Raw genomic sequence first — 20390 nt, 5'->3', positions numbered from 1 at the left:
CAATTCCTTTCATCTGTTCGGGTCGCCGTGTGGCGAACTCACACGAAGGCGACGACGCGAGCGGGTGCCGCGCTGGCGCGGGCGAGCCTGATGGGGAAGAACGCCACCCGGAACCCGGACGGTGGCAGCGCGGCGAGATTCGTCATCTGCTGGACGATGAAGACCTCGCGCTCGCGACCGGCTCGGTGTCCGTCCCACAGCACCGAGTTGTCGCCGGTCTCCTCGAACTTGCGCGCCATCACCGCGAAGCTCAGGTCCCATCCGGCGGCGTCGGTACCGAGGACCTTGGCGCCACGCTCGGCGAGGAACAACGTGCCCTCGCGGCTCATTCCCGGGTATTGGAAGAACTCCGGGTCGGTCAGGGTGAATTGCTCCTGCCCGGTGCGTAGCAGGACCGCTCCGCCGGCCGGGATCGGGGCACCGTTCGCCGTCAGGGCTGCTTCGAGCGCGTCGACCGAGATTGCGGTGTTCGCCGCGCAGCGACCCCGGAGGTCGAGAACGATTGCCTCGCACCACAGCTCATCGAGGGAGATATCGGTGATCGTGCGGGACGGCTTGCCTTCGCACGTAGAGCCGTAGTGCAGCGGCGCGTCGACGTGCGTACCGAGGTGTGAGCTGAATTCCGTCACCAACTCCGAACCCCACCCCTCACCTTCGGGTAGATCCTCGACCGAGCACCGCATCGCCGCCGCGAACTCGTCCCGGCCGCTCCCGGATGGATGCGCATAGGTCACTGCCGGCGCGACAACGGCAGCCAGCGGCCGTAGCTGCTCCGGGAGGAGATCGCGATCCGCCGGGTCCAGCGTCCGCGTCAAGTCGATCAATTGCACCATCGCTCACACCTTCCAACTAGTTATTGGACGGTCAGCATAGAACTGGACGGATGGCATAGGCAAGGGTCCAGCGGCCCAGGCGCGCTGAACCTCACTGCCCGACCAGCGCTTCGATCTGCCTCCGGCTGCCCGGATGGCATAGCAAGAAATGGTCGATCACCTGCGAGAACCCGTCAGAAGCCTCGACCTAGGGCAGCTGCCGGGACGGATATCCGATGATTGGACCGATAACATAGATATCCAGGGTGGGGCTCCCAGCCATGAGCACAAGCTCGCCCTGCCACGCGCTCACAGCGATCAGAACGAGACAGAAGACACGATGGCATCGACACGAAAACAGGAAATCTCCGAGGAAACACGGCGGCGACTCGTCGCGGCCGCCACCGAACTCGCGGCCGAACGCGGGGCCACAGCCATGTCCATCCAAGCCGTAGCAGAACTGTCAGGCATCAGCCGCGGCTCAGTCGCATGGCACTTCGGATCGAAGGACGGACTGATTCGCGCCGTGGTCGAGGAATCGTTCCGGTGGGCGCTGACCCAGCTGCGAGACAACCTCGCGGCCGCAACCGAACCGGGCGTCGCGGCACTTATCGAGGCCAACTTCGCAATAATGTCGCAGCCCGAGGCGCGAATCTTCGCGACGATCCTCCTCGAGGCGACGAGCAAGGATTCCCCAGTGCGCGACACCTACGCCGAGCAGTATCGGACACTGCGCCGCTACTACGGCGACTACCTGCGTTCCGTTTCGGCGCCCGTCGCTGATCCGGACGCAGTGGCGGTGGCGCTCCTGGGCGGAACGCTGGGTATCAACATTCAGCACCGCCTCGACCCAGACCACGTGGATCGACGGGCCGCAGTGACCGCGCTCGAGACCGTCTACGCACGCGCACTGACGAAAACCCACACTGGCACAGAGGTTCCTGACTGACCTGCTCACAACCTCTGACGAAACGGAGCGCTTCTTCGCGACGTTGGACGCAGACACCATGTGGCAGTTGGTCACCAACTCGAGCCCCGCATCCGGTCTCGCCGTCTACCGCGACCCGACTTCGAGCACATCTACCGTCGCTGTCTGAGGGAGGCGTTCGACCAAGGGGCGCCGGGCGAGGTGACCTTTCAGCTAGCGCGTCCAACGACGTACGTGATCGGCTCCTACGACTGCATCGGAGTGACCGTGAACTGGCGAAACCTGACGACCGGTGCTACTGGCACCGTCGAGGTCCGACGCGTCCCGCTCGACTACAGCGGCCCGATCGCGCCAGACGACTGGTGTCGGTACATCCCCGCGACGGTGGTCACCGGCAGTGGTGTGGTCAGCGCGACCGCATCCTCCTATCGGACCGGGGATCACGTCCCCGTCAGCCCGGGAGTCGCCGTCTTCCAGGTCCCCTAGCGCATGGCTCCGCCGACCCGGATTTCCTCCGCGGTGGTTGGGGTGCCGGCAACCGGACCGGTCAGTGCGCTACGTCCTGCTTCTTCCGCTTCGGAATCAGGTGCATGATCAGGACGACGATCGCGCCGACGACCAGTCCGACAAGGGCGGATGCCACGGTCCCCGCGGTCCAGGACAGCACACCGCCGAAGCCGCCGTGCACGAGCTCGCCGAACCAGTGCTCGAGGTCGTGCAGGCGATCGGCCGGCCAGTGGAAGCCCGCCTCGCCGACGTTGACGATGAGGATGTGGCCGCCGACCCACAGCATCGCGGCGATCCCGACCACGGTGAGCACCGCCATCACCTTCGGCATCGCCGCCACGAGGCCGCGGCCGATCCGCTGGCTGAACGATGACTTGCGGCCCGCGAGCGCGAGGCCCACATCGTCCATCTTCACGATCAGGGCGACCACGCCGTACACGAGGATGGTGATGAGGAATGCGACGACGATGAGCACCATCAGCCGGGTGAGGAACGGTTCGTCCTCGACCGACGACAGCGAGATCACCATGATCTCGGCGGACAGGATCAGGTCGGTGCGGATCGCGCCGCTGATCATCGTCTTCTCGTGTTCGGGCCCGCTCAGCGCCGCGGCCGCGCCCTCGTCCTCGTGGTGACCCCCGGTCAGCGCCTCGTAGACCTTCTCGGCTCCCTCGTAGCACAGGAACAAGCCGCCGGCGATCAGCAGGTACGGCAGGGCCTGTGGCAGGAACTGGCTCAGGATCATCGCCACCGGCAGGATGATCAGGAGCTTGTTGCGGATCGACCCGATCGCGATCTTGCGGATGATGGGCAGTTCGCGTTTCGGAGAGAAGCCGTGCACGTAGCGGGGAGTGACGGCGGTGTCGTCGACCACCACACCCGCCGCCTTGATGCTGGCCTTGCCGGCCGCCGCTCCGATGTCGTCGATCGACGCCGCGGCCACTTTCGCGATCGCCGCGACGTCGTCCAACAGGGCGACGAGACCACCAGCCACGGGAACCTCCCAGTTCGGATGTGCAGATCCGGTCGAACGACACGCGGTCGCGCGTCGACACAGAACGGTACCGAACCGGTGGGCACCGCTGCCCAGCTGACCGCGGACGGGTCGCCCGGACAGAGCCATCGTGCAGTTGCTCACCACCTCGGGGACGAAATGGCGCCGCCGGACGGTGCCGCCGAGCCGGCCCGGTCGCCTACTCGACCACGCGTTCGTCGAACCGGTCGACGATCCACCGGTTCCAGGTGGCGGCGGTATCCGGGATGCAGCCGTGCCGAAACGGTTCCTCCGGCGGTCCGGAACGCACGACGACGCGGAAGTCCCGCGCGGCGATGCGCAGGTCCACGACTGCGGTGTTGTCGGTTGCCGTTGTCACCCGGTAACTTTCGAGCGCGTCGAGGGCGACGATGCCGGTCGTCTCCCGAATCACGTGTTCGGCGACCTGCGCGGGCTGCGGCAGCGCGGCACGGCCCCGCAGCTGGGCGAGCGACATGCGTCCGGCGAGATGGTCGCGGGCCGCGGCCCGGGCCGACTCCGCGCCGAGACGGCTGAAGTACACCCCAGCCGGCAGCGCAATCATGTTCGCGGCGAAGCGGTCTCCGCCGATGTGGGTGCACTCCCACACGTCCGCGCCGTCGACCGCGGACAGAGCGGTGACGATCGGGCGGCCCAGTTCGGCGCAGCAGGCATCCTTCTTCCCGTGTGTGCAGACGACGAACAGGGGGGCGCTGCGCGCCGTGCCGGCGGCCGGTTCCAGGCCGGCCGCGCTCGCCTCGAACGGCAGGGCGGCGAGGTCGTCGTAGCTGTCGACGACCCCCTCGCGCATCCACTGGTTCACCCCGTCGGACCAGGCGAGGATCCACCGTGGTTCGGTCACCTCCCGACGACGGGGTCGGCGGATCAGTACGAGGCGGGCGGGGTCACCGAGTTCGTCGATCCGGTCGAGCAGGCCCTGGGGCAGAACGCCGGCCGGTGCCGACTTCGGCCATGGGCCGGGGTGCTCGATCAGCACCCATAGGCGCGTGTGTCCGGCGCGCGCGACCATCGGCTCGCCGGCCGCCGACGACCGCCGCGTGCACGCATCCGAGCGTCGGCTGGCCTGAGGGTTCTCGATCACCGTTCCTCCTGCGCGCCAGCAAGAGTCGACCCCGGCCGCCGCCGATCGACGGGCATCCGGGCACGGCGCGGAGTAGGCGCTGTCGGGGCGAGGAAGCACCACGAAACTCCCATCCTGTTAGGTTAGTCTTACCAATATTATCGGAGGTTGGGTTCGGCTTTACGGGAGTGTGCATGAGACACGGAGCGATGCGAGTGGGGCGAGTGCTGATCTGTGCCCTCGCCGCGACGATGGCGTTGGCCGCCTGCGGTGGCGGCGACGGCGAAGCGTCCGATCAGAGCGCGCCGGTGCGCACGGTGGCCCACGCCCACGGGTCGACCGAGGTCCCCGACAATCCGCAACGCGTCGTGGTCCTCGAGCCCGTCCACCTCGACACCTCGATCGCGCTGGGTGTGATCCCGGTCGGTGCAGCGGTTCTCAGCGAGGCGACGGGCGTTCCTGCCTACCTGGGCGACAGGGCCGAGTCGGTCGCGCTGGCCGGGACCGTCGCGGCACCCAACCTGGAGAAGATCGCCGCGCTGAACCCTGACCTGATCATCGGGACCGAGACCCGGCACAAGGACCTGTACGACCAGCTGGCCGCGCTCGCCCCGACGGTCTACATGGCGTCTCAGGCCGATCCGTGGCAGGACAATGTCCGTTTCGTCGCCAACGCCCTCGGTAAGGGCTCGGAGGCCCAGACCCTCCTCGACGACTACACCGCGCGTTGCGAGGAGGTCGCGACCAAGCACGGCACCGAGGGCAAGACGGCGCAGCTGATCCGTCCCCGCGACGACACCCTCACCCTGTACGGGCCGACCTCGTTCGCTGGCAGCACGCTGGAGTGTGCCGGCCTCACGATCCCGCCCCGCGACTGGCAGAACTCGATCTCCGTGGATGTATCCCCCGAACTGGCCGCCGAGGCGAAGGGCGACCTGGTCCTCGTGACAAGCGCGAAGCCGGAGGACCCGACGTCGGTCCCCGCCGTGGTGACCGACCGGGCGCTCTTCCCGAACATGCACGTCGTCGACATGTCGTACTGGATCACCGGTGTCGGCCCGCTCGGTGGCATGACGGTCCTCGACGACCTCGACGACATCCTTGCCGCAGGCGCCGTCAACTGACGGAGGCCAGCGGCACCGCACGCGGTTGACTGGCCGGCCGGCTGGCCGCCGGAATCGTCAACCGGGGCGGTGGCTTGGTGAGTCGCCGTTCCTACGAGTGGGCGACCCGCTCGAGGAGCCATGAATTGACGCCGCTGAGCGCCGTCCTGGCGATTGCCGTCGGGTGACCCGTGAACCCGTGGGGTGACTCGGGGTAGATCCGGAGCTCGACGTCATTGCCGGCGGCGGACAGTCGACCTGCCATCGCGAGGTTGTCCTCCAACAACACGTCGCCCTGCCCGACGACCAGCAGCGCCGGGGGAAGGCCGCTGAGGTCGCCGTAGACGGGAGAGATGTCCGGCGCCGTGCGGTCTTCCACGTGGCCGACGTAGGCCTGGATGAAGTACTCGTCCGCGATCCGACGTCCGGCCGGCGTCTGCGCACTCAGGTCATAGGTGCCGAATTGGAGTGCCGCGCCGGTGAACCCGTCGACGGCGCCTCGATCCCTCAGTCGGAGCAGGGTTGCCAGCGCGAGTGTCGCTCCCGCCGACCTCCCGCCGATAGCCAGGCGGGATGTTCCGAAGCGGGCACCAGCGTGCTCGACGAGCCAGAGCGCCGCCGCTTCACAGTCGTCGGGCGCGGCCGGCCACGGGTGTTCGGGGGCCAGCCGGTAGTCGACACTGACGACGGCGAGGTGGAGAGCGTCCGCGAGCGCACGGTTACGCACGTCTTCTCCCGCTGCGGAGCCCATAAAGAAGCCGCCGCCGTGTATGTCCAGATAGACGCCCCCCGCTCGGCCTCCGGCGGGAGTGAAGATCCGCACCGGGACACACACTCCCGCGGCCTGGACCATCTCTTCGGTCGCCGGTGGGTCGGCGGGAGAAGGATCGGGCCTCCTCCCCCGTACTTCCCTCAACTCCTCGGGACTGCTGGGGCCACGTCCGGCGATCCTCGAGTCGTAGAAGCGCCGAGCTTCATCGACCTGCTCCTCAGGCACGTCAGCCACCAAAACGTCCAGCGCGAATCGCACGCGCCCTCCTCGCTCTCAGGGGTCTCGACTCGATTGTCGGCGCTACCGTCTTCGTCCGCGGTCCTGCGCGTGCACGATCGCCGCCGCCGTGGACGCGATCGTCCGATCGTCGTCGTGGGTCAGTCGGGCGAGTGCCTGCCGTGCGGCCGTGCCGGGAATCTCGGCAAGGGCCTGCGTGATTCGCAGCCGTGTGGGCGCGTCGTCGGTCTTGGCGAGCTTGTCCTGCATGGCCTCGACTATGCCGTCGGCTTCGGGCGACAGCTCCGTCAGAAGGCCCAATACCTCGGCGGCCTCGACATCGCGCCGCCCCTCGGCCACCATCTCGAGGAGGGCGGGCGTCGAGTCGATGCTCCCGCGAGAGCCGAGGGCGAGGGCCGCAGAGGCGCGGACCGTGGCGTCCGGATCATCGAGGGCTCGTCTCAGCAGAACCGCCGCCTCGGCGGTGTGCACCGCCGCTATTGCGGCGGTGGCGCGACGCCGGACCTCGATCTCCTCCGAATCGAGACCCGTGGCAAGGCCCGCGAGTCCCCGACCGGCGGCCCTCGCCAACGACCACCGCAGCGCCCCAGCGACATTGGGGTCGTCCTCAGACAGGATGGCCTCGACCAGCGCTTCGACGGGCAGCGGTGCGGTCCCGTCCTGAGCCAGAATCGCTTGTTGACGGCGGGCCGCGGACTCCGATTCGAGCGCGCGCAACAGCGTGACGATGCGCAGGACGTCGTCCCATTCCGTTGGTGCGGCGGCGTCGACGCGTTCGAGCCGCGTGAGCAGTTCCTCCTCGGCCGCGATCCGTTGGCGCGTGTGTCGCATGAGGTCACCCACCAGATCGGCCGGTGCGAAATCCGGCTCGTCCAGTGCGCGCTTGGCCTCGTTCAACGAGAGCCCCAAGGTCCTCAGGCTCTCGACGTGGAAGAGTCGACGGATGTCGTCGGCGGAGTACTCGCGGTAGCCCCCGGACGTGCGGCCCGTGGGCTTCACCAGTCCCAACGTGTCGTAGTGGCGCAGCATCCGCGTACTGACACCGCAACGCCGCGAGACCTCACCGATCAACATCTCGCCTCCTCCTCTATGCGTCCGGGCCGGCGACCGCGACGCGCTTCGCCATCTCGAGCGAGAGGGTGAACCCGCTGTCAGGATCGTGACAGAGCTGCTTCGTCGCGTCCGCATGCGCGCGAATGCGCGGATCGGGACTCGTCGCGGCTGCGTCGAGGACCGGGAGGACAGATTCCCCGAGTCCCACCAGCGCACGGCTCAGACTCAGCTGCATCTGCCGGTCCCCCCGTCCGAGTTCGGTCGCCAGATCGGCCGCGAGCTCGGCCTCGTCGCCGGGCGGCACGAGTGCCACGGCCGCCCGCCACGCGCTGCGCGCGACCTCGTCGTGCTGGTCGCGCAGCAGCGCCGACACCGCAGGCCAGGCGAGCCGATCCCCGATCTTGGACAGGGTGTGCAGCGACTGACTGCGGGCCTGCGGGGTGCCGGAACCGAGCTCGGCGGTCAGCATGGGCACCGTGATCTCGGCGGGCAGGCGGCACAACGCCCAGGTCAGCATGTCGCGGACGAAGAAGTCCGGTTCCACGGCACACCGGGCGATGAGAGCCTCCGTCAGCCGGGGATCGCGGCGCGTGCCTGCGGCGAGCGCCGCCCGTAGCCGGCCCGACGGGTCGGCCGCGGCCAGAGCGTCGACGAGGTGAGCGTTCGGCCCACCATGGTTGGTTGTGTTCACGACAACCACCTCCTTCGTCGACCATTCGAGTCCTTGTCACTGTGTCAGGGTCAAGCCTCGTTGTCAGTCCGGTGATCGCGCTATCCCGTATGCGTGGCGATCGATACGGTTGATTCCATCCGCGGAGGAAAGTCGCCCGCGGCCGATGAAGGGGATCGATCGTGACCAAGCGAATACTTCACGTCGTCACCAACGTCGCACACTATGCCGATCCGTCCGAGCCGACCGGTCTGTGGCTGTCGGAGCTCACCCATGCCCACGAGATCTTTGCGGCGAAGGGGTACGAGCAGCGCATTGTCAGCCCTCAGGGTGGGCTCTCGCCGTTGGAGCCTCGTTCCCTCAAATGGCCGAATGTCGATGCGACGGCGAAGGCGTGGCTGGCGGACGACGCCCGTAAGGCGTTGCTGTCGAACACGGCCCGGCCGGACGAGGTCGATCCGGCGGACTTCGATGCGATCTATTTCACCGGCGGGCACGCGGTGATGTGGGATTTTCCCGATGACGCGGGGCTGCAGCGGATCACGCGCGACGTCTACGAGCGCGGCGGGATCGTCTCGTCTGTCTGCCACGGCTATTGCGGCCTGCTGAACACGAAGCTGTCCGACGGCACGCTGCTGGTCGCTGGGCGTCGGCTCACCGGCTTTTCCTGGCGGGAGGAAGTGCTGGCCAGGGTCTCCGGCAAGGTGCCGTACAACGTCGAGGAGGACATGAAGCGGCGCGGGGCGCTCTACGAGAAGGCCTTGCTGCCGTTCACCTCGAAGGTCGTCGTCGATGGCCGACTGGTGACCGGCCAGAATCCCCAGTCCGCCAAAGCGACCGCCGAGCGGGTCGCCGGCCTGCTGTGACGGCCGCGCGACCTCCACTTCGAGCAGCGGACAGGGTCGCCTGCGTCCCCGCGGACGTCTGACAGCCTTGCGTATCAAGACTGAATTCGACGAATTCCGCACACGAAGTTGATATTTCGCGCACTGAAAGTGCCGCCGTCGCGCGGTGGCGAGTTGCGAGCATGAGGGCGTGCCATGATCCAGCACATGACTCGGTCGCGTACTCGTGATTCTGCGGTCCAACACGGACATGAACTGGCGGAGAACCTACGTGAGAGCACCGTGAGTTCAGATGTGGCGCAAGAAAACTCCGTGGGCGACCCCGTTCCTCTTGCCGGTCGGCCACGTCCAGTTGTGCTGAAGCTCAGTCCCGGCGAGATCGTCGCAGCCGGGCGATATCGTCTGTTGGAAAAATGTGGCGTCACCGTGAGTTCGACGCTCTGGCGTGCGATGGACCTCGCGTACAGCCGCGAGGTCGCCCTCACGGTCGTCATACCGCCGGCTCCACTGCCGGGGAACGAGAACCCCGTCGCAGACGCGATGTTCACCCACACGATCTCCCTGTGCCGCCTACGGTCGGTGGGCATCGCTCGCATCTTCGACATGGTCGCGGACGGATCTTTGGCCGCGGTGGTTGCCGAGTGGATCCCCAGTGTTTCCGTGGACGAGGCACTGCGGGGCCAGGTGTCGTCCATCGGGGCGGCACGTGCCGTGGCCGGGTTGGCGGCTGTGACACGCGATGCCCACGACATCGGAAGGGCGCTGTCGCTGGATGACCGAGCCCGCATCCGCATCGCCATGGATGGCACCGCGTACCTGGCGTTCCCGGGCTCGATGCCGTCCGCGACACCAGCAGGCGATGTTCGCGGTCTCGGGAGCCTCCTGCGGGCACTGGTTGCCGGCGGATGGCCGACCCAGCGGATCGACGGAACTGGTTCCCAGCCGAGGGTGCCACCAGAAACCCCGAGCGAACTGCGCGAGGTGATCAGCAAGGCGCTGAGCCCGGGCACACCGATCAACGCCGGTGAGATCGCCGCCGTTCTTGCCGCGGCGAGCGTGGACTCGGCAACGGTTGCGGCCACGGCGGCGCCACCGGTCCCCCAGCCGTCGCAGGAGCACGGACGCATCGAGCCCCGACGACTCGCCATCCTGTCAGCGGCTGCCGTCGCCACCGTGGCTGCCCTCGGCGCCATCGGCTGGGCGATCGGCACCTCGGTCGGCCGTCCGGCCGATGCCCCGGTCGAGGAGGTCACCACGGCGGCGAGCGCGCCCCCAGAGACAGGCCCGCCGCCTCCCCTCGTCCCGGTCCTCCCGGTGAACGCCACCGTGGTCTCGCCACAGCAGTTTCCCGACAACGCGGCCACCGCTGGCCTGGCCATCGACGCGAACCCGGCGTCGGTGTGGTCCACGGACAGCTACTGGCAGCAGTTTCCGGTATTCAAGAACGGCGTCGGACTCTCCGTGCGGCTTCCGGTCGACTCCGCGCTCCGGGCGGTATGGATACAGTCCCCGACCCCGGGTGGGCGAGTGGAGATTCGAACCCCCATCGCGCCGGGAGGGACTCTGGAAGACACGGTTGTGCTCGGCGACGCCGTTCTGGCCGAGGGCGTGACCCCAATCGTGTTGCGCGACGAGCGCCCGCACTCGGAGCTGACGGTGTGGATGCCGGCACTCGCCGGCACCGACGGCAACTACCGAACCGAGATCGGCGAGATCGGATTTCTGGACTGACCTTGTGTCGTGGCGTGGAGAGCCCAAGGTGGCGTTCATCGCCGTGACCGAACGCCGAGAACCTCAGCGTGGGGCGAGGTTTCGCAGTGCGAGGGCGAGAACACGCTGCATGTCCTCGACCTGATAGCCCGTCCCGGGCTCACACATCTTGTCCGAGACAAGGTGGTTGGACATCGCCAGTCCGTGCAGCAGCACCCAAAGCATGGGGCCGACGTCGCGGGGGTCGTCGGCGACGAGGTCACCGGTCCGCTGCGCCTCGATAGTGAGGTCGTTGAAGTACCTGTTGAAGTCGTTGGCGGCATCTACCAGTACCTGGCTCGGTTTGATCACATAGTCGCCTCCGAACTCGAGCCGGTAGTGGTTCGGGTACTCCCAGGCGACGCGGACGTAGGCGAGGCAGGCGCGGAACAGTGGCGTGGTGTCCGACGTGGTGTCCGCGGCGGCGCGCTGCATCTCCGCCTTCAGGACCGCCAGATTCTCGGCGGCCACCGTGCTGAGAAGGTCGTCCTTGTCCTGGAAGTGGCGGTACGGCGCGGTCCGTGACACGTCGGCCGCCGCGCCGACCGCTCGCAGCGTGACGTGTGCCGATCCCCCCCGTGCCAAGAGGTCACTGGCCGCGTCGATCAGCGCGCGGCGGGTGTCCCGGGTTCTTTCCTGCACCTCCAGAGGATAGAAGGAGGTTGACGCTGTCAACAAGCCGGTGCTAGGTTGACGCCGTCAACCTGATGATGATCTTGGTACACGGGGGCTCAATGACATCGACATCGCAGGCGAATCCTGTCGACCTACTCCGCTCGGATGTCGCGGCCTGGAATTCCCTACGGGCTGTCCGCGATTCGGGCGAGAGCCTCGCCGATGCCGATCTGGCGGGCGCAAGCCTGGCGGGTGCCAACCTGTCGGGAGTCGATCTCACCGGCGCCGACCTGTCGGGAGCGGACCTCACCGATGCCACCCTCGCAGGAGCAAATCTGACCTCTGCCGAGTTCGTCGGTGCCGACCTGGCGAGGGCCGATCTCACCGGCGCGGTTGCGCATGACGCCAACTTCACCGGCGCGTATCTCACCCGGGCCGACCTGCGGGACACCGACCTGACGATGGCCTTTCTGACGTCAACCTTCCTTGGGCACGCGGACCTCACGGGAGCGGACCTTTCCGGCGCATACATGACCGGCGCATACCTCGGTGAGGTCAACCTGACCGGCGCCACCCTGATCGGCACCTACCTGGGCAAGGCCAACCTGACCGGCGCGAACATCGCCGATGCCGTCCTGGACAGGGCCGATCTCACCGGCGTCACCATGCCGGACGGCACAACGCTGGACTGACCGACACGGTCGAACGCATGACAGCCGGGACGACAAGGCTCGAAGGGGCGCTATTCGGAGTCCCCGTTCGGCGGCCGCGTTCCGGCCAGCTCGCAGACGGTGTCGATGAACGGACGCAGCAACGGGTTCCGATTGGAGGTCGGCCACAGCAGGCCGTAGTCGATGGGCGGGGCATCGTGGAACGGGACGAATGCCATGCCGGGGCGGGAATGGAACTGTTCGGCTTGGGCCGCGACGGTGCTGACGCCGGTGCCCTGACTGACGTGCACGAGCACCTCGGGCCAGAACATGGCGGCCGGACCCTGCGGGATGGGGCGGCCGGACGGCGTGTGGCGAGGGAAGTAGTAGTCCATCCAGTACCGGGGCACGGCCGCGTCGGCCAGAGTGATCAGCGTGGTGTCGGCCAGATCCTCGAGCGAGACCGAATCACGCTGCGCAAAAGGGTGATCTGCCGGAACCATCAGGCAGCGCGGTTCGGAGAAGATGATCGGCCCCGTGGTGATGTCGGGTTCCGCGATCGGGAACTCGGTGAGCTGCAGCTCCACCACCCCCGAACGCATCCGGCCCAGCGGATCGACCAGCTGGATCTCCTCCACCGACACCACGCAGCCGGGATAGCGTTCGCGAAACAGGTTGGCGGCCTGCACCATCAGGTTTCCGCACCACGGCCCGGAGAACCCGACCATGATGACCCGCGGCACCACATTGCCGCGGCTGGCAGTGGCAACCCCCGCTGCGATCTGGTCGTAGGCTGGGCGGAGGTCGTCGCGCAACTGCCTGCCCAGTGCGGTGAGCGTCACCCTGCGGCTGCTGCGCTCGAAGAGCGGCGCGCCGATGCGTCGTTCCAGCTGCCGGATGGTTTGACTGATCCGGCTCGTGGTCAGATGCAGGCGTTCGGCGGTGCGGCCGAAGTGCAATTCCTCGGCCAGAGTGAGGAAGGCCTCCAGCTCGAGCCGTTCCAGCATGTGTCCTCCGTGTTCTGTCGACTGTAGAGATTAGCCAGGTCGCCTCGGAGTTTTCGATAGCGACCCGCCGGGTCTCAGCCGAATCGGGATCGTTGAATCCCGCTACAGATGGCGTGCAGCGATCGCGCCTTGTTCGGCCTGTTTCCCGTCGGCAATCTGAAGAGGTTCCACCGCTCGCGCCGAGCGGGGACCGTGCCCGTGTCGTGGGGCGCGACAACTGACTCGAAGGAGAACCCACGTGGGAAAGATCGTGCATATCGTGCACCAGTCACTGGACGGCTACATCGAGGGGCCGAATGGCGAATTCGACTGGCCTGTCATGGATTCCGAACTCTCGGCGGACACCAACGAGCTGGCCGAAGCGGCGGACGCCTTCCTCTACGGCCGCGTGGTGTGGGACATGATGTCCAATTACTGGCCGCGCGCCGAGGAGATGTCGACCCACGCGCACGACCTGGCGTTCGCGCCGATCTGGCGGGCCAAGCCGAAGGTCGTGGTGTCGCGCACCCTGGAATCGGCGGAATGGAACGCGACCGTCGTCGCCGATCCAGCCACGCTGGCGGAGTCCAAGCAGCACCGCACCCTGCTCCTGTTCGGCGGTAGCGAACTCGCCTCCGAGCTGACCCGCCGCGGGCTGATCGACGAGTACCGGATCTACGTGCACCCGGTCGTGCTGGGCGGTGGCCGTCCGGTGTTCACGGACGTGAAGCAGCGCAGCGCGCTGCGCCTCGTTGAGTCCCGCGTCTACGGCGGTCAGGTGGTGTTGCTCCGGCACGAGCTGGCTGGCCGGTGATCCGCTGCGATCTGCGCTCTTCGTCGGGGCGTCGTTCGTCACGATGCCGCTGCAACTGATCGCGACGATGCTGGGCCGGCCCTTCTAGCCCACGGTCAGTACAGGCAGGAGGCCGCCCCTCCCCATTGCGGGAGGGGCGGCCTTCGCCCTGTTGACCACCTTGACCGAAGCGCCGTGGGAACGCGCCCGCGGGGGACTCGCCAGGCGATCACCCGACCGGGACAGGCTGCCGCGCTGCCTGTGTCGGCCAGCGCCGGTGCTCGGCGTCGATGACGAACACGTGGGTGTGCCGGTAGAGGCGATCTCCCACGCGGTCGGCGTCTGCCAGCCGGGCGGGGTCGATCGTCCCGGCCTCGTGCAGGTGCGTGATCTCCGACGGGTCGTTGCGCGGCCACATCCGCACCGCCGCAGTGATTCCGATGCCGGCGATCACGGCCAGCGTCACCCAGGTGGTGGTGAGTCCTGCACTGGTCAGCCACCCGGCGATCGGGTAGGTGACCAGCCAGGCCAGGTGCGACAGCGAGAACTGGGCGGCGAAGAGCGCCGGCCGGTCGGCGGGTTGCGACGAGCGGCGAAGCACCTGGCCGGTGGGGGTGAGCACCGCTGCGGTGCCCGCGCCGACCATGGCCCACACCCCGATCGCGGCGACCCAGCGCCAGTCTCCCCCGTCGGCGGTGGACAGGGCGACCGCCGACCCGAGTCCGGCGATCAGGCCGGCGCCGCCGGCCAGCATCACCGGCCGGGCCCCGACCCGGTCGAGGACCCGCGGCACCGACAGTGCGACGAGCATGGTGCCGAACCCGTTGGCGGCCAACAGCAGCGCCACCCCGGACTGGGTTCCGCCGAGCGTGTCACGGACGTAGTTGACGGTGTTGACCATGATCACCGAACCTGCGGCCGCGACCACCAGGTTCAGGCCGAGTAGTCCACGCAGCCGCGGCGTGGCGGCGAAGATCCGCATGCCCACCGCGATCCGATCCCGGAATGTGCCTTCGGTGGTGGCGCCGGCGTCGGGAATGCGGGTCGCGATCACCAGGACGGCCGAGACCACGAATCCGATGGCGGTGCCGACGAACAGCCAGTGGAAGCTGACCAGGGTCAGGGCCACCGCCGCCAGCATCGGGCTCAGCAGGGTCTCCATCGTCGCGGCGAGCTGCGCGGCCGACAGTGCCCTGGTGTACTCGCGCTCGTCGGGGAGGATGTCGGGGATGATCGCCTGGTAGGTCGGGGTGTACGCGGCCGAGGCGGTCTGCAGCACCGCGATCAGTAGGTAGATCTGCCAGATCTGGTCGATGAACGGCAGTGCCAGCACCATCGCGGCGCGGATCACGTTGAGCCCGACCAGGAAAGGTCGGCGGGGGAACCGGTCGGCGTAGGCGGCAACGATCGGGGCGACCGTGACGTAGACGATCATCTTGATCGTCAGCGCGGTACCGAGCACCGCTGCCGCGTCGGCACCGGCGAGCTCGTAGGCGAGAAGTCCGAGTGCGACGGTGGTCAATCCGGTGCCGAACAGTGCGGACACCTGGGCGGTGAACAGTCGCAGATAGTCACGGTGGGCGAACAGTGAGGTGATGGTCGGCTTTGACATGGCGGGTATTCCTTCGAATGCGCGGAGATGGGTAGGGGTGGGCCACGGGATCGCGGACAGCGGCAGGCGCACATGGGATTCCCTTCGGTCTGGCTGGTGTCAGTGCTGGTGCGCGGTGGCGGTGAGGGTGAACACGGCGGTGCGGACGGTGTCGCCGTGCTTGAAATCGAGGAAGAGCCGGTAGGTTCCGGCGCCGGGCACCGCGGTGTGGAAGGTGATGTCCGGGCCGGGAGCCGTGACCCCATCGCCGGGTTCGCCATTCGGGTGGACGTGGACGTAGGCCAGGTCGCCGGCCCGGAGCACCACCAGGTGGCCGAAGGCGGCCAGGTAGGGCTGCAGGTCGGTGACGGGCCGGCCGTCCTGGCGCACGGTCAGTGTCAGCAGATCGCCCGCACCGGTGACGAGGTCCCCGTCGAGAGTCACCTCGTAGCCGTCGACGACGGCGGTGCGGTTCTCGCTCGGCGTCGGCTGCGGATCGTAGGCGCCCGCGACGGCGAGATCGGCGCCGAGGGTGATCGTGTGCCCGAGGTTCGTCGGCGCGATGTCGGTGAACACGCGGTAGGCGCCTGCCGCGGGCAGATTCAGTCGAACCGACCAGGTGCCGTCGGCCGCGAGCTCGGGGTGCACGTGCCAGAACCCGGTGAGCTCGCGCCTCACCACGATCAGGTGCAGGTCGCGGTCGTGGATCGGGGTGTAGTCGGTGACCGGCCGGCCGTCCGGGCCGAGGATGCGGAACCGGAAGTCGAGCTCGCCCGGGCGGACGATGGTCTCGGCGAGGTCCAGTGTGTACCCGTCCTGGGTGATCTGGAGGCCTCCCGGGGTGCCGGCGCCGTGGGCGTGGTGGTCGGCGTGGGCCTGGTGGGCGGCAGGCGCGGGGTCCGCGTGGGTGGCGTGGACATGTCCGGCATGGCCGGTGTGAGCGGCCGCCGCTGCATGTCCGTGGTGGTGGGCGGCGTGATCGACGTGGGTTGCCGCGTGGTCGCCGTGCGTGTTGGTGCTCATGTCCAGGCCTCTCGTCGTGTTGTCGTTCCGATGACGAAGTTAGTACCCCCCGGGGGTATACGCAAGTAGGCAGTATGTGACGTGGGTCACAGGTGGAGGCGTGGGGGCGGTCGGGCCCGGGCCGCGACGTCGAGGCGGGCGAGGCGTCGGGTAGCCGGGTTCGAATTGTGCTGGGGCCTAGACGATTCGGGAGAATCGGACGATAGGGGGATCGGGCCGCCGCATCGTCAACAGCGGCTCACCTGCGCGTTGTCCAGCCGACCGCACGAATCTTGCGATACATATTGACGCTCAGTGTCAACCTGTTTCATACTCGCCCGGTCCATCCAGGAGCAGGGGGAAAAGCCGTTGACCGACAACGCCCGAGCGGCGCTTGAGATCCTTCGTGACGCGAGTTTGTTCAAGTGGTACGTGATTCCGCTGTTGCTGATGGTCATCTACATCTATGCCGTCGAGGTCGAGCGGCGAAACTGGAATGTCCTGTTCGCCGGGCTCGCGCTGTGGGCGATGGACCTGTTCAACGAGATCTGGAACTCCCTGGTCTTTCACTTCACCGATCGTGCGCCCGTCTGGGCCGCGATCGGGCCCACCGCATATCAGATCCTCATCGGTCTCAATATCGAGATCTGCTTCATGTTCGCGATCATGGGGATCGCGGCGGCGAAAATGCTGCCCCCGAAGGAGACCCGCATCTTCGGCCTGCCCAACCGGCCGGTTCTCGTCGCGGTCAACTCGGCCGCGGCGGTGGGCGTAGAGGTGTTGCTCAACAAGATCGGTGTGCTCACCTGGGAATGGTCATGGTGGCAGCCGGGATTCCCCTTTCTCATCTGGCTCATCGGCTACGTGCCCTTCTTCGCGGTGTGCTTCTACGTGCATGATCTGCCCACCGTGCGGGCCAAGGCACTGGTCGTGGGCGGAATCCTGGGCATCAACGCCGCAGCGATCATCGGCTTCGGCGCGGCGGGGTGGCTGTGATGCGCCGGCCCGCCACCAGGCGTATCGCCGCCACCGCGGTCGCGGGGCTGGTGCTCGCCGGCATGACAGCACATTCCGGATCGACCGCCGTGGCAGCTCCCCTGTCGTCCTCCCTGTAATGACCGGTCGCCCCTCGCCGATACTCGGGATGCAAGCGAAACGGGGGGCGTCGCGTTTGCTCAACGGAGCACCCCTCCGTCATCCGCCACCGCGCGGCTAATCAGAGGGGGATCACATGAAGAGCGTCACGAGGCGAACACTCACTGCCGGAGCGGCCGCGGTCGCGATCGGAATCGGGGTGGCGGCTCCCGCGAGTGCGACCACGGATGCGTTGGCGCCCATCACCGCAGCCGCCGCCGGCGTGACAGTCGGCGACATCGCCGCCCCCCAAGGAATGACGGTGCAGGCACTGATCGCCGCCCGGAACGCCGGCTTCCCGGTCTACGAGGCGTTGCAGGTCGAGACCTACGGATACTCGAAGGGCGAGTTCCAGATGGTCGAGTACCGGCGCGTCTACGACATCAACGTGTTGAGTTCGCCCACAACGAAAATCGTGACGGTGGGCGCGGTCGCTCCGGATACGTTCTACGTTCAGCCCGAAAGCGCCGACGGCAGAATCAGCGTGAACAAGCACGAGGCTCATCACGCGAATGTCTCCACGCCGATGACGGAGTTCGATCGGACGACCCAGAGGTTCCAGCACAGCCCGCTCGTCAGGCTGCCCGACGGTGGCCCGAGCGTCGGCATTGCGCTCGTCAGGTAGCAAGCCCTCGTGCCGAGACGGGAACCGTCAGATCGACGGTTCCCGTCTCGACGCACGAAGCACGGCTTCGCGGTCGCCTAGGCCGCGCCTGCCGCCGCCGGTTCTCCGGCGGACGGGATGCTGCCATCGCCGGCCTTCGCTTGCGGCACAGTGAATGTGGCGATCACGCAGACGATCGCGACAGCAAAGCACGCCAGCGTGTACCAGAGATTACCGATCGGATCGCCGTTCGGGGTGACGCCGTCGACGGCATCGAAGAAGTCGGGCAGTGCGGTGGCCCACAGCAGCGCCATCACGGCCAGGTACACCACGCTGAAGTACCGGACGAAGTCGTTGGTGTATCGGGCGGTATCCGAGGATTCCCGGCGGAGCTGCGACCACCGCCGGGCCATGACCACCACGGCGACGGCCGAAAGCGCGACCAGTTCGGCCGCGTACAGGAACCCGCGGACGGTATCGCTGCCCATGCCGAAGACGGTCGCCGGGAGCGGGAGCACGAACACCCCGACCGAGGCGGTGAGACCGATCACCACGGTGCGCCACACCAGTTCGAGCCCGGAGAAGCGCCGGCCCGCGTCGACGTGCCGTCCGACGAAGAACTGCACGCACAGCGCCAACGACATCGGCCACAGCGCCGCGAACACCACCACGCTGGGCAGCGGAACCGAATCGAAGAAGGGCTGGTTGACCTTGTTGTCGAGCGCCCACTCCCACCAGCGCAGCTGCGGTCCGAGCTGGTCGAAGATCTCGTAGAACGCGTGGTGGACGAAGCCGACGCACACCGCGCCGAGGAACACCCCGTAGCGCCGGAACACGCCGAGCATGCGGACGATCTCGAACGCCAGCGTCGCCATCAGCGGGTAGATCGCGATGATGTACAGCGGTAGGCGACCCCACAGGAAGTCCACGGTGAACACGTTGTGCGCGAACATCGTGCCGAGGTATTCCTCGGTGTGGAACGTGGCTGGGAAGTAGATCGGCGGCTCGATCACGAACAGGAACGCGGTGGCACCGAACCACAGCACGAGGTTGGTGGGATCACCGTGCCGGCGGAGCCGCACGATCGCGTAGACCAACGCGAGCACCGAACCGATCACGATGGTCCACTCGAGAACCGGCAGCGTCCAGTTCTCCAGCGCGGCCGGGTTGCGTAACTCGGCGAACCCGCCGGCCTCCTCGCACGAGAACCCCAGGCGCGTCGCAAGATCGGAGAAGGTGGGCGAACACATGTCCGACATCAGTTCGCCCCCTGCGTGATCGGCTCGGCGGCGGGCCGCGACTCGGCGGTGTACCAGCGGGTGCAGTCGTAGCCGGCGTCGTAACGCTCGAACCACCGGCCCGCCAGCTCCGGTAGCTTCTCGTGGGTCGGGTCGTGCTTGGGCAGCTGGCTGCGGATGGCGCCGGACAGCGCGGTGAGCTGCTCACCGATCGGCAGACCGTCGAAGGCGCGCGGCATCGGCCCCTTGGTCAGGTAGGGCGCGAAGGTGGTGAGCACCTTCTGCTTGGCCCGGTGCCGGGCGAACATCGACATCGAGTCGACCTTCCGCTCGGACAGCGGAACGTGCTGGTTGAAGCCGGCGCACGCGATCCGGATCGACTTCATCACGTGCGCGAAGATCGATGCGGCCATCCGCATCCGGTACAGCTCGTTGCCGACGACGGAGTTGTAGATGATCAGCGCCGAACTGCGGTGCTCGACCTCCTCGACGAAGTGCCAGAGGAACAGGGACGCGACCCGGTCGTCGCCGGGCGCGAACAGGGTCGCCTCGTTGTCGAGCATCAGCTTGAAGACCGGGGTGAAGGTGGCCTCCAGGTCGGCGGTGTAGGCGAGCCGGTAGTTGATCGAGGTGGCCTCGGTGAGCAGGTCGAACTCGCCGATCACCGCGTCGAGGGTGTTCTGGAGTCCGGGATAGCGCCGGATCAGCGCGTTCACGTGCTGCCGGTGGGCGGTCGAGTGGTGACCCTCCTGGCGCATGAACGCCACCGCCTCCGCGGCCACCTCGGGGTCGGTGATCAGCGGCTTGGCCTGCAGGATGAGCTTCACGATCATCTTCTCGAAGCCGATGGCCAGGAACGAGACCGCGTTCGACATCGACGACCACGCCGGGTTCGCCGGGTTCCACAGGAACGGGACATCCTCGTCGTCGAATCCGAAGTCCATCTTGCGGGGTTTCAGGTCGGTCATGCGGCGATTCCTCGTTTCCGTCGGTACGGGCGGGCCACGG

General features: G+C 67.5%; 21 protein-coding genes. 9 read left to right on the top strand and 12 right to left on the bottom strand.

Annotated elements, in window-relative coordinates; translation table 11 throughout:
• Window positions 1–38: 38 nt before the first annotated feature.
• On the bottom strand, window positions 39–833 hold the full coding sequence (locus ACFQS9_RS03450; RefSeq protein ID WP_378401560.1) for a cyclase family protein: 795 nt from the start codon (window positions 831–833) through the stop codon (window positions 39–41).
• A 319-nt stretch (window positions 834–1152) separates the two neighbouring features.
• On the opposite strand from ACFQS9_RS03450, the gene ACFQS9_RS03445 reads away from it, so the two are divergent.
• Both ACFQS9_RS03445 and ACFQS9_RS03440 read left to right on the top strand, forming a co-directional pair.
• On the top strand, window positions 1153–1761 hold the full coding sequence (locus tag ACFQS9_RS03445) for a TetR/AcrR family transcriptional regulator (protein ID WP_378401558.1): 609 nt from the start codon (window positions 1153–1155) through the stop codon (window positions 1759–1761).
• A 180-nt stretch (window positions 1762–1941) separates the two neighbouring features.
• Window positions 1942–2226: a hypothetical protein gene (locus ACFQS9_RS03440; RefSeq protein WP_378401556.1), complete on the top strand. Its 285-nt coding sequence runs from the start codon at window positions 1942–1944 to the stop codon at window positions 2224–2226.
• Window positions 2227–2287: 61 nt separating this feature from the next.
• On the opposite strand, the gene ACFQS9_RS03435 is transcribed toward ACFQS9_RS03440, so the two are convergent.
• Window positions 2288–3241, bottom strand: coding sequence for a DUF808 domain-containing protein (locus ACFQS9_RS03435; RefSeq protein ID WP_378401554.1), 954 nt, complete (start codon window positions 3239–3241; stop codon window positions 2288–2290).
• Window positions 3242–3440: 199 nt separating this feature from the next.
• A complete protein-coding gene (locus ACFQS9_RS03430) occupies window positions 3441–4361 on the bottom strand; it encodes a sucrase ferredoxin (RefSeq protein WP_378401552.1) in 921 nt (306 codons plus the stop codon).
• A gap of 188 nt (window positions 4362–4549) precedes the next feature.
• On the opposite strand from ACFQS9_RS03430, the gene ACFQS9_RS03425 reads away from it, so the two are divergent.
• Window positions 4550–5464, top strand: coding sequence for an ABC transporter substrate-binding protein (locus ACFQS9_RS03425; protein ID WP_378401628.1), 915 nt, complete (start codon window positions 4550–4552; stop codon window positions 5462–5464).
• 91 nt (window positions 5465–5555) lie between these two features.
• On the opposite strand, the gene ACFQS9_RS03420 is transcribed toward ACFQS9_RS03425, so the two are convergent.
• The 3 genes from ACFQS9_RS03420 to ACFQS9_RS03410 are packed head-to-tail and all read right to left on the bottom strand — an operon-like array spanning window position 5556 to window position 8205.
• Window positions 5556–6473 (bottom strand): alpha/beta hydrolase, encoded by a 918-nt coding sequence (locus tag ACFQS9_RS03420; RefSeq protein ID WP_378401550.1) that lies wholly within the window; start codon window positions 6471–6473, stop codon window positions 5556–5558.
• 42 nt (window positions 6474–6515) lie between these two features.
• Window positions 6516–7526 (bottom strand): MerR family transcriptional regulator, encoded by a 1011-nt coding sequence (locus ACFQS9_RS03415; protein WP_378401548.1) that lies wholly within the window; start codon window positions 7524–7526, stop codon window positions 6516–6518.
• Window positions 7527–7539: 13 nt separating this feature from the next.
• Window positions 7540–8205 (bottom strand): HEAT repeat domain-containing protein, encoded by a 666-nt coding sequence (locus ACFQS9_RS03410; protein ID WP_378401546.1) that lies wholly within the window; start codon window positions 8203–8205, stop codon window positions 7540–7542.
• 152 nt (window positions 8206–8357) lie between these two features.
• On the opposite strand from ACFQS9_RS03410, the gene ACFQS9_RS03405 reads away from it, so the two are divergent.
• Window positions 8358–9041, top strand: coding sequence for a type 1 glutamine amidotransferase domain-containing protein (locus ACFQS9_RS03405; RefSeq protein WP_378401544.1), 684 nt, complete (start codon window positions 8358–8360; stop codon window positions 9039–9041).
• Between the two features lie 405 nt (window positions 9042–9446).
• Window positions 9447–10751: a hypothetical protein gene (locus ACFQS9_RS03400; RefSeq protein ID WP_378401542.1), complete on the top strand. Its 1305-nt coding sequence runs from the start codon at window positions 9447–9449 to the stop codon at window positions 10749–10751.
• Window positions 10752–10814: 63 nt separating this feature from the next.
• Here ACFQS9_RS03400 and ACFQS9_RS03395 read toward each other — a convergent pair whose 3' ends face one another.
• Window positions 10815–11411 (bottom strand): TetR/AcrR family transcriptional regulator, encoded by a 597-nt coding sequence (locus ACFQS9_RS03395; RefSeq protein ID WP_378401540.1) that lies wholly within the window; start codon window positions 11409–11411, stop codon window positions 10815–10817.
• A 92-nt stretch (window positions 11412–11503) separates the two neighbouring features.
• Here ACFQS9_RS03395 and ACFQS9_RS03390 point away from each other — a divergent pair, with 92 nt between their 5' ends.
• Window positions 11504–12076 (top strand): pentapeptide repeat-containing protein, encoded by a 573-nt coding sequence (locus ACFQS9_RS03390; protein ID WP_378401538.1) that lies wholly within the window; start codon window positions 11504–11506, stop codon window positions 12074–12076.
• 50 nt (window positions 12077–12126) lie between these two features.
• Here ACFQS9_RS03390 and ACFQS9_RS03385 read toward each other — a convergent pair whose 3' ends face one another.
• Window positions 12127–13041 carry a LysR family transcriptional regulator gene (locus ACFQS9_RS03385; RefSeq protein WP_378401536.1) on the bottom strand — a complete coding sequence of 305 codons (915 nt, stop codon included), beginning with the start codon at window positions 13039–13041 and terminating at the stop codon, window positions 12127–12129.
• Between the two features lie 238 nt (window positions 13042–13279).
• Here ACFQS9_RS03385 and ACFQS9_RS03380 point away from each other — a divergent pair, with 238 nt between their 5' ends.
• On the top strand, window positions 13280–13834 hold the full coding sequence (locus tag ACFQS9_RS03380) for a dihydrofolate reductase family protein (RefSeq protein ID WP_378401534.1): 555 nt from the start codon (window positions 13280–13282) through the stop codon (window positions 13832–13834).
• 208 nt (window positions 13835–14042) lie between these two features.
• Here the strand turns inward: ACFQS9_RS03380 and ACFQS9_RS03375 are convergent, their stop codons facing one another.
• Both ACFQS9_RS03375 and ACFQS9_RS03370 read right to left on the bottom strand, forming a co-directional pair.
• Window positions 14043–15425 carry an MFS transporter gene (locus ACFQS9_RS03375; RefSeq protein ID WP_378401532.1) on the bottom strand — a complete coding sequence of 461 codons (1383 nt, stop codon included), beginning with the start codon at window positions 15423–15425 and terminating at the stop codon, window positions 14043–14045.
• Between the two features lie 99 nt (window positions 15426–15524).
• Complete coding sequence (locus ACFQS9_RS03370; RefSeq protein ID WP_378401530.1) at window positions 15525–16427, bottom strand: hypothetical protein; 903 nt, start codon at window positions 16425–16427, stop codon at window positions 15525–15527.
• Between the two features lie 348 nt (window positions 16428–16775).
• Between ACFQS9_RS03370 and ACFQS9_RS03365 the strand changes: the two genes are divergently transcribed.
• Together ACFQS9_RS03365 and ACFQS9_RS03360 are read left to right on the top strand one after the other, a co-directional pair.
• Window positions 16776–17402 carry a hypothetical protein gene (locus tag ACFQS9_RS03365; protein ID WP_378401528.1) on the top strand — a complete coding sequence of 209 codons (627 nt, stop codon included), beginning with the start codon at window positions 16776–16778 and terminating at the stop codon, window positions 17400–17402.
• 331 nt (window positions 17403–17733) lie between these two features.
• The gene (locus ACFQS9_RS03360) at window positions 17734–18165 is read left to right on the top strand and encodes a hypothetical protein (RefSeq protein ID WP_378401526.1); all 432 of its coding nucleotides are present in this window, start codon (window positions 17734–17736) and stop codon (window positions 18163–18165) included.
• Between the two features lie 77 nt (window positions 18166–18242).
• On the opposite strand, the gene ACFQS9_RS03355 is transcribed toward ACFQS9_RS03360, so the two are convergent.
• Window positions 18243–19403 carry a hypothetical protein gene (locus tag ACFQS9_RS03355; RefSeq protein WP_378401524.1) on the bottom strand — a complete coding sequence of 387 codons (1161 nt, stop codon included), beginning with the start codon at window positions 19401–19403 and terminating at the stop codon, window positions 18243–18245.
• On the bottom strand, window positions 19403–20350 hold the full coding sequence (locus ACFQS9_RS03350) for a metal-dependent hydrolase (RefSeq protein ID WP_378401522.1): 948 nt from the start codon (window positions 20348–20350) through the stop codon (window positions 19403–19405). Before ACFQS9_RS03350 ends, ACFQS9_RS03355 begins: the two co-directional genes overlap by 1 nt.
• Between the last annotated feature and the right edge of the window lie 40 nt (window positions 20351–20390).

This window comes from Rhodococcus daqingensis, assembly GCF_042665615.1.
GTDB lineage: Bacteria > Actinomycetota > Actinomycetes > Mycobacteriales > Mycobacteriaceae > Rhodococcus_G > Rhodococcus_G daqingensis.
The sequence above is the reverse complement of the archived record's forward strand: the minus strand, read 5'-3'. Positions and strand labels throughout refer to the sequence as shown.